This window comes from Rubrimonas sp., from assembly GCF_036788415.1.
Taxonomy (GTDB): Bacteria; Pseudomonadota; Alphaproteobacteria; order Rhodobacterales; family Rhodobacteraceae; genus Rubrimonas.
This window is the reverse complement of record NZ_DAIQNN010000102.1, coordinates 1-8,794: the sequence shown is the minus strand read 5'-3', so window position 1 is coordinate 8,794 and position 8,794 is coordinate 1. Positions and strand designations below refer to the sequence as shown.

6 protein-coding genes are annotated in these 8,794 nt (G+C 65.9%); 5 read left to right on the top strand and 1 reads right to left on the bottom strand.

The genetic code is table 11. From position 1 onward, the window contains the following. Positions 1–453: 453 nt before the first annotated feature. Positions 454–1,419 carry a LysR family transcriptional regulator gene (locus V7Q31_RS15680; protein ID WP_333834800.1) on the bottom strand — a complete coding sequence of 322 codons (966 nt, stop codon included), beginning with the start codon at positions 1,417–1,419 and terminating at the stop codon, positions 454–456. A 120-nt stretch (positions 1,420–1,539) separates the two neighbouring features. On the opposite strand from V7Q31_RS15680, the gene V7Q31_RS15675 reads away from it, so the two are divergent. The 5 genes from V7Q31_RS15675 to V7Q31_RS15655 all read left to right on the top strand — a co-directional run bounded on the left by V7Q31_RS15675 (position 1,540) and on the right by V7Q31_RS15655 (position 8,587). Next, positions 1,540–3,444, top strand: coding sequence for an ABC transporter substrate-binding protein (locus V7Q31_RS15675; protein ID WP_333834799.1), 1,905 nt, complete (start codon positions 1,540–1,542; stop codon positions 3,442–3,444). Between the two features lie 72 nt (positions 3,445–3,516). Further along, positions 3,517–4,506 (top strand): ABC transporter permease, encoded by a 990-nt coding sequence (locus V7Q31_RS15670; RefSeq protein ID WP_333834798.1) that lies wholly within the window; start codon positions 3,517–3,519, stop codon positions 4,504–4,506. Further along, on the top strand, positions 4,499–5,641 hold the full coding sequence (locus V7Q31_RS15665) for an ABC transporter permease (protein ID WP_333834797.1): 1,143 nt from the start codon (positions 4,499–4,501) through the stop codon (positions 5,639–5,641). The genes V7Q31_RS15670 and V7Q31_RS15665 overlap by 8 nt, the downstream gene beginning before the upstream one ends. 34 nt (positions 5,642–5,675) lie before the next feature. Continuing rightward, complete coding sequence (locus tag V7Q31_RS15660; RefSeq protein WP_333834796.1) at positions 5,676–7,370, top strand: ABC transporter ATP-binding protein; 1,695 nt, start codon at positions 5,676–5,678, stop codon at positions 7,368–7,370. Positions 7,371–7,450: 80 nt separating this feature from the next. Continuing rightward, complete coding sequence (locus V7Q31_RS15655; protein ID WP_333834795.1) at positions 7,451–8,587, top strand: enolase C-terminal domain-like protein; 1,137 nt, start codon at positions 7,451–7,453, stop codon at positions 8,585–8,587. The last annotated feature ends 207 nt before the right edge of the window (positions 8,588–8,794 follow it).

Here is an 8,794-nt window from a genome sequence, read left to right as displayed (position 1 = left end):
GGTCAGGGTCCTACGATGCCGACGGGCGCCAATGCCGCGGAAGCGGCTTCGTTCTTCGGGAGCACGTGCCGGCGACCCCGGGAGCGGGCAGCCCCTCCTTCGAGGCGCGTCGAGTACCTTGCCGGTGGGGCCAGCACGGTCACTCAGTGCGGATTCTGGACCTTCACCGCCTCTGCACGGCATTGCGGACTACTGGCGGAAAGCGAACGTGCAATCTTCGCTCCTCGCCGATCATCCGCGGCTCGATCAATCCCGTCTGTCGAAATCGTCGCCGCCAGGGACAAGCTAACGTGATCGAGCGCTTCCAGCGACTGCCGCTCAGTGTTGCAGTTCCAATTCAAGACGCACCTGCGACGCAGGCGGCCAAGCACGTATCAAGATAGAAACAGTAGCTCGGAGCCAGATCATCAAAAAATCAACCACCTGTAGAATTAAGCGATCGGCCCTCGAATTTCAATCTTTTTGCCGAACTGTCGCGGCCGGGTGCAGACCCGGACAACCTTCTGCCCAAATCGGAGCCAGATGTTCGTCTGCCCAACGCAGCGCGTGGGCGTGCAGCGCGTCAGCGAGGCAGCGCTCGGGAGCCGTCAACTGGCGGTCAACTGCCCATACGATCCGCGGCGTCACCAAACGGCGCGGCAGGAACGGCCGCGCCACGAGCCCAGCCGCTGTGGGGCTCCCGAGAATGAAAGGATCGACCAGCGCGACGCCAAGTCTGCCCTGTACGAAGGGCGCCGCCATGAACGCATTGCCGATCTGGATCGCCACGTCGCGGCGCTGACCGTGCTCGGCGAACAGACGGTCGAGATCGGTGCCGATTGTGGACGATGGCGCGAATGAGATCAGCGTCTCGCCCCTCAGGTCCGCCGGACCGATGTCTGCCAACGCGGCGAGGCGATGGCCTTCCGGCATGAGACAGACGACGGGAGCCGAAACAGTATCGGCGCTACTGACCGGAGCCGAGCGATGTTCGTGGTAGACGATCCCGAGGTCAAAGTCGCGCCGCGCCACCGCCTCCTGAATTGGCCCTGGCTCGCGGATCTTGGCGTGAATGGTCAGGTGCGAGAATCGCGCGCGCACCGCAGCGACGGCGTGAGGGATAAAGGCGTTGGCGAGCGAAGGCGTAGCCGCGATGCGGAGAACGCGTCCGGCACCGTGCTCGAGCAAGCCGCAGAACCGCTTGAGCGAGTCGATGTCACGAAAGATTCGCCCGATGCTGCCGCGCAGCTCTTCCAGTTCGGCCGTAGCCTCCAGGCGGTTACCCTGCCGCAGGAACAGCTGGACACGCAACCGCTGTTCAGCAGCGGCGACCGCCCGGCTGACGGCTGGTTGGGAGATGCGCAGCTGCCGCGCTGCGGCGCTCATGCCACCCGTGGCGAGCACGGCGTGGAGGACTTCCATCTCGCGAAGCGACAGCATCGGCCATGCCTCCAGATTATGGATAAGAACCATTTCAGCATTTGACCCGCATGGCCGGTGGCAGGCAACCTCATTGCTGAGGTGATCCGCGAGAGATCGCCCCACTGCGGAGGAAACGACATGCTGCACAACTGGAAGGTTGTCGCCGTCGGCGCAGGGCTGGCGGCACTGCTGGCGTCGCCGGCTTCGGTCACGCTGGCCAACGGCAAGGAAGCGCCGATGCTGGCCGAGATGGTCGCGTCGGGCGCGCTGCCCTCGCTCAAGGAGCGGCTGCCAAACAGACCGCTGGTCCTGACGCCGCTGGACAGCGTCGGCGTCTACGGCGGGACATGGCGAACCGGGGCGCGCGCCAGCGCAGAGAACTGGAATCTACGCACCGTCGGTTACGACATGATCGTGAACTGGGCGCCGGACTGGTCCGACGTCGTACCAAACATAATCGAGTCCTACGCCGTCAATGACGACGCCACCGAATACGTCTTTCAACTGCGTGAAGGGATGCGCTGGTCGGACGGCGCCCCGTTCACTGCCGACGACCTTGTCTACGCTGACGCGGTAATGGCCCATCCTGACTTGCCTGGGTACCCAACATGGATGCTGACCGCAGAGGGGCCAGGGAAGATCGAGAAGATGGACGACCTCACCGCGCGGGTGACGTTTCCTGCGCCCAACGCGCGGTTCCTCGAAGGGATGGCGCAAGTCACCTCTCTCCTCGGCGGCGACTACCTGACGCGCTTTCCGCGTCACTACATGGCGCAGTTTCACATCGACAACGGCGGGCCCGATCTTGATCGCGCGATGCGCGAAGCCGGCGTTTCGACATGGCACGAGTTGTTCACGTTGCGCTCGGAGACCTACTTCAACCCGGACAAGCCGACGCTGAACGCTTGGCGGGTCATCACGCCATTCGGCGACGGCAGCCGCATGGTGATGGAGCGCAACCCCTTCTATTGGAAGACCGACACCGAAGGGAACCAGTTACCATATTTCGACCGTGTGGTGTTCGAGGTGGCGCAGGACATGCAGGTGCTGCTTCTCAAGACCATTGCGGGTGAGATAGACATGATTGCGGCGCGGATAAACACCACCGAAAATCGTTCCGTGCTGTATGATAATCAGGATCGCGGCAACTACCGTCTGTTTGAACTGCTGTCGGCCGAGAGCAACTTTGCCGATTTCGCCTTCAACATGACACATACCGATCCGACGCTGCGGGCGATCTTCAATGAGCGGCGGTTTCGCGAGGCGCTGAGCCACGGAATCGACCGTCAGGCGATCATCGACCTCGTATACATCGGGCAGGCCATCCCGGTGCAGACTGCGGTGCGCGCCGACTATCCGCCGCTCTACAACGAAAGGTTGGCGACGCAGCATCTAGAGTATGACGTGGACCTCGCCAATCGTCTGCTCGACGAGGCAGGCTTTGCGGAGCGCAACGCAGCAGGTCTGCGCCTCGGTCCGGACGGGAGCCCGATCCGCTTTCAGATCATCGTGTCCGCCGACAAGCCGGCGAACGCGGACGTCGCCGAACTCGTCGCCGGCTACTGGTCGGCGCTAGGTCTCGACGTGCGCACCGACGTCGTGGAGCGTTCGCTCCAGCGCACCCGGACGGCCGCAAACCAGCATGACGTCGCGGTGAACGATTTCTCCAGCGGTTCGCGCGACGCGATCCTACAACCGTCGAACTGGATCCCGGTGCACCACTCCTCGCACTACGGCGTGCCGTGGTACGACTGGTGGCGCGGGGCCGCGGCTGGCGAGGAACCACCGGCAAGCGTCCGCCGCCAGCTCGATCTGTGGGGCATGATGGGTCAAGAGCCAGATGCAGAGAAGCGCTTCGACATGATGCGCGAAATTCTTGATATCGCTGCGGAGAACTTCTTCTCCATCGGCGTGGGCGCTGAGGGATCGGGTTACGGCGTGATCAGCAACCGGATGCGCAATGTACCTGAGCCCATGATCGGCTCCTACTGGTTCGCGACGCCGGGTCCGAACAACCCGCCGACCTGGTACTACGCCAACTGACGGCGCGCGCCCCGGCTTCGAACGCCGGGGCGCATGGCCCTTTCCCGCCCCCGGAACCGACGGAGCGCTGACATGCTCGGCCGCTATCTCCTGCGCCGGCTGCTCTACATGATCCCGACGCTGATCGCGATCTCGCTGGTGTCGTTCATCATCGTGCAGCTGCCTCCCGGCGACTTTCTAGACAGCTACATCGCTACGCTGGAGTCCGACGGCGGCGCCGTCAGCGGCGCCGAGATCGAGCGCCTGCGTGAACGCTATGCGCTGGATCGCACCATGGTGGAGCAGTATCTGCACTGGATCACCGGCATCGTGACCCGTGGCGATTTCGGCTGGTCGTTCCAGTTTCAGCGCCCGGTGTCCGACGTGTTGTGGGGCCGGATCGGGCTGACTTTCCTCGTCACCTTCTGCTCGCTGATATTCGTTTATGTCGTGGCGTTTCCGATCGGCGTCTACTCCGCTGTGCGCAAGTACTCGCTTGGCGACTACGCCTTCACCTTTCTGGGCTTCATCGGCCTAGCCGTGCCGAACTTCCTGCTGGCGCTGGTGCTGATGTGGATATCGCTCGCGTGGTTCGGGCAGAGCGTGGGCGGCCTGTTCAGCCCCGAGTTCGAGGATGCGCCGTGGAGCATGGCCAAGTTCCTCGACTTCCTCGCCCATCTCTGGATCCCGGTCATCATCATCGGAACGGCCAGCACCGCCGGCATGATCCGCATCATGCGCGCCAACCTGCTTGACGAACTGCACAAGCCCTATGTCGAGACGGCCCGCGCCAAGGGGCTGCCCGAGCGGCGCCTGCTGCTGAAGTACCCCGTGCGCCTAGCGCTCAACCCGTTCGTCAGCCAGGTCGGGTGGGAGCTCCCGACGCTGGTCTCGGGCGCGGCCATCACCTCGATCGTGCTGAACCTGCCGACCACGGGGCCGGTGCTGCTAATCGCGCTCAAGTCGCAGGACATGTACCTCGCCGGCAGCTTCATCATGATCCTGAGCGTGCTGACCGTGATCGGCACGCTGATCTCGGACCTGCTGCTCGCCTGGCTCGACCCGAGGATCCAGTATGGCTGAATCGTCCGCCGCATGGTCGCCCGAGGACAACCCGCCGGCCACCGCCGCCCTCGCGACCGCGAGCCAGTGGCGGTTGATGTGGTGGCAGTTCAAGAAGCACCGGCTCGCCCATGCCTGTCTCTATATCGCGGCGGCGCTGTATCTCGTGGCGCTGCTGGCCGATTTCATCGCGCCGAAGGACCCGGGCGCCACGTCGACAAGGCATACTTATGCGCCGCCCCAGTCGGTCTCGCTGTTCATGCGCGACGACGACGGCCTGCGTTTCCTGCCCCATGTGACCGACTACCGTGTGACCATCGAACCGCAGGCCGTGCGCCGCGTCTTCGTCGCCGACGAGAGCAAGCCCATACCAATCGGCCTGTTCGTGCGGACTGCGCCCTATGAGTTTCTCGGCGTCGTGACCCTGTCGCACCGGCTGATCGGCCCGCTGGAGGCTGGCAAGCCCTTCTACCTGCTCGGCGCGGACCGGCTGGGGCGCGACATGCTGAGCCGCGTGATCCATGGCGCGCGGGTGTCGCTGTCGATCGGGCTGGTCGGCGTGGCCGTGTCGCTGGTGCTCGGCGTCGTGTTCGGCGGCGTGTCGGGCTACTACGGCGGCGCAGTCGACGATGTTATCCAGCGCGTGATCGAGTTCCTCAAGGCGTTGCCGACCATCCCGCTATGGATGGGTCTTGCCGCGGCGATCCCCGCCACGTGGTCGCCGCTGACGGTCTATTTCGCGGTCACGGTGCTGATCTCGCTGATCGGCTGGACCTCGCTCGCTCGCGAGGTGCGCGGGCGGTTCCTGTCGCTCAAGACGGAGGATTTCGTCGCCTCGGCAAGGCTAGACGGCGCGCCGGAGATGCGCGTGATCCTGCGGCACATGGCGCCGTCCTTCGCCAGCCACATCATCGCGACGCTGACGCTGGCGATCCCGTCGATGATCCTCGCCGAGACGGCGCTGAGCTTCCTCGGCATCGGACTGCGCGCGCCTGTCATCAGCTGGGGCGTGCTGCTGCAGGAGGCGCAGAACGTGCGTGCGGTCGCCTCGGCGCCGTGGCTCCTTCTGCCCGGCGTGGCGGTCGTGATCACGGTGCTGGCGATGAACTTCCTCGGCGACGGGCTGCGCGATGCAGCTGATCCCTATGGGGGCTGACATGAATCGCCCCCTGACGCTGTCGACAGAGGCCGTGGGCGCAGGCGAGATCGTGCTCGACGTACGCGGATTGACCACGGAGTTCGCTCTGCGCACCGGGTCGCTGCGGGCCGTCGACGACGTGTCCTTCACGTTGCATCGCGGCCGCACGCTATGCGTGGTGGGCGAGAGCGGGTCGGGCAAGAGCGTCACCGCCAGGTCGATCCTGCAGATCGTGCCCGCGCCGGGCCGCGTGACCGCCGGGACGATGGCGCTGTCGCCGGTCGGGGGGCCGCCAGTCGACCTCGCGGTCCTCGATCCGCGCGGCGAGGCGATCCGGAGGGTGCGCGGCGCCACCATCGCGATGATTTTCCAGGAGCCGATGAGTTCGCTGTCGCCGGTCCACCGCATCGGCAGCCAGATCGACGAAGTGCTCGAACTGCACACCAGCCTTGATAAACCGGCGCGGCGCGCGCGCATCATCGAACTGCTGGGCCAGGTCGAGATTCCCGAGCCCGAAAAGGCGATCGATCGCTTTCCCTTCGAGTATTCAGGCGGAATGCGCCAACGCGCAATGATCGCCATGGCGCTGGCTGGCGAGCCGGAGATCCTGATCGCCGACGAGCCGACCACTGCGCTCGACGTGACGACGCAGGCCGAAATCCTTGATCTTCTGAAAGGCTTGCAGCGCGACCGCGGCATGGCGGTCATGTTCATCACGCACGACATGGGCGTGGTCGCCGAGATCGCCGACGATGTATGCGTGATGTATCGCGGAAAGGCGGTCGAGAACGGCCCGGTCGAGCAGATCTTTCACGCCCCGCGCCACCCCTATACCCGCATGCTGATTGAGACAGCCCGACGCCTCGAGCGTCCCTCGCCGACCAAGCCCGTTCGGCCGGCAGGCGGCGCACCCATCCTGACCGTCCAGGGCGTTAGCAAGCAGTTCAATGTGCGAAAGGGCTTCTTTTCGAGGCGGAAGGAGACCGTGGATGCGGTCCGCGGCGCGTCTCTGACGCTCTACCAGGGCGAGACGCTGGGCATTGTGGGCGAGAGCGGCTCGGGCAAGACCACGCTGGGCCGCATGGCGATGTGCATGATCGCGCCGACGGCCGGGCGCATCGACTATGTCGGCGCCGACGGCGCGACGATGGAGTTGACCGCGCTCGACCGGGCCGAGCTACGCGCGGCGTGGCGCGAGATGCGGATGATCTTTCAGGACCCCTACGCCTCGCTGAACCCGCGCATGACCGTCGAGCAGATCATCGGCGAGCCACTGCACAATCTGGGCTGGCCGCGCGCCGAGATCCGGGCCCGGATCGAGGAGTTGCTGGCTCTCGTCGGGCTCGACCCTGCGGTGCTGGAGCGCTATCCGCACGCCTTCTCCGGCGGCCAGCGCCAGCGCATCGGCATCGCCCGGGCGCTGGCGCCCCGTCCGCGCCTGATCGTGGCTGACGAGGCGACCTCGGCGCTCGACGTCAGCCTGCGCGCACAGGTGCTCGACCTGCTACTCGACATCCAGCAGCGGATGTCGCTGAGCTTTCTGTTCGTCAGCCACGACATCAGCGTCATCCGGTACTTCTGCGACCGCGTGGCCGTGATGCGGCAGGGCGAGATCGTCGAGATCGGGTCGACCGCCGAGGTCTGCGTCGAACCGCAGCATCCGTACACGCGCGCCTTGCTGTCGGCTGTACCGCGCCCCGACCCACGGGCCCGGCGCCTCGACGCACGCACCCGATATACGCCATAAGGATTGCAAAAATGAGCCCTGACACCAGCCACGCCGTCGCCGAAACAGCGGCTCTCGCCGACGCCATGACGATCACTCGCGTGACGCCCCGCCTCATCGACAGGTTCCTCTACGTCGAGATCGAGACCAGCGCGGGCCTGACCGGCACGGGCGAATGCGGAGCCTGGGGGCATCTGGAGGCGGCGGCGGCGGCCGTCGCCAAGTTCGGCGACTACCTCGTCGGCCGCGATCCCGGCCCTATCGAGCACCACTGGCAGCTGATGCATCGCTTCGGCCATTTCCGCGGCGCCGCGATCTGCGGGGCCATCTCGGCCATCGACATCGCCCTGTGGGACATCAAGGGGCAGGCGCTCGGCGCGCCGATCCACACCCTGCTGGGCGGCCCGATCCGGCGCGAGGCGCGCGTCTACGCCCACGTCAAGGCGGCGACCGGCGCGGAGATGCTGGAGAGGTGCCTGATCCTGAAGGACGCGGGCTTCACCGCGATCGGTCACCTCAACCCCTTCCTCGATGAGGATCGCAGCGAGCCGTACTGGCGCCCCCACGCGGGCAAGATCGACAACGCCATCCGGCTGCTGGGCGATCTGCGCGCGGCGCTGGGGAACGACGTAGATCTGTGCGTCGAGTTGCACCGCCGCCTGACCACAGCCGAGGCGCAGACCTTCTGCCACGAGGTCGCGCCCCTGCGACCGCTGTTCGTCGAGGATCCGACGCCACCGCAAAGCCCCGACGCGCTGGCGACGCTGACTGAGCGTGTCCCGACGCCGATCGCTACGGGCGAGCGGTTTGCATCGCTGTTCGACTTCCAGCCGCTGATCGCGCGGCAGGCGATGGCCTATGCGAGGGTTTCGGTCTGCCTGTGCGGGGGCATCACGGGGGCGCGCAAGATCGCGGCGTTGGCCGAGGCATTCGACATCCAGATCGTGCCGCACAACCCCCTATCGCCCGTGTCGTTGGCGGCGTGCCTCCACCTTGTCGCCGCGACGCCGAATTTCGCCATCCAGGAATGGCCCGGCAAACCCGACGAGGCCGGGCGCATCGAGGTCCCGGGCGAGGCTCTGGTCGCAGGTGCGCCACAGCCGAGTGACGGCTTCATTGCCATTCCGGGGGGTCCTGGGCTCGGGGTTGCGCTGAACTCGCAAGCCCGCTCGAGCGGAGCCATCGCCCGCCCAGTATCGATGCGCGCGCACCGCGACGGGTTCGTAGTCGATCAATAGCGATGGCTGGGCCGTTCCACGCGCTGCTGCGCGCGCCGGAGACGGGATGGTTTCTCGCCGCGCGGACGGTGGCCGCGGTCGGGTAGTGGATGCAGCCGCGGTCGAACACTCCGTGCGAGTGGCCGCCCACTGGGCTCGGCCTCCAGCCCCTTATACCAGCGCGCTTAACCGATGACCTTCTTGATCCACGGGTAGAGGCAGAGGGAC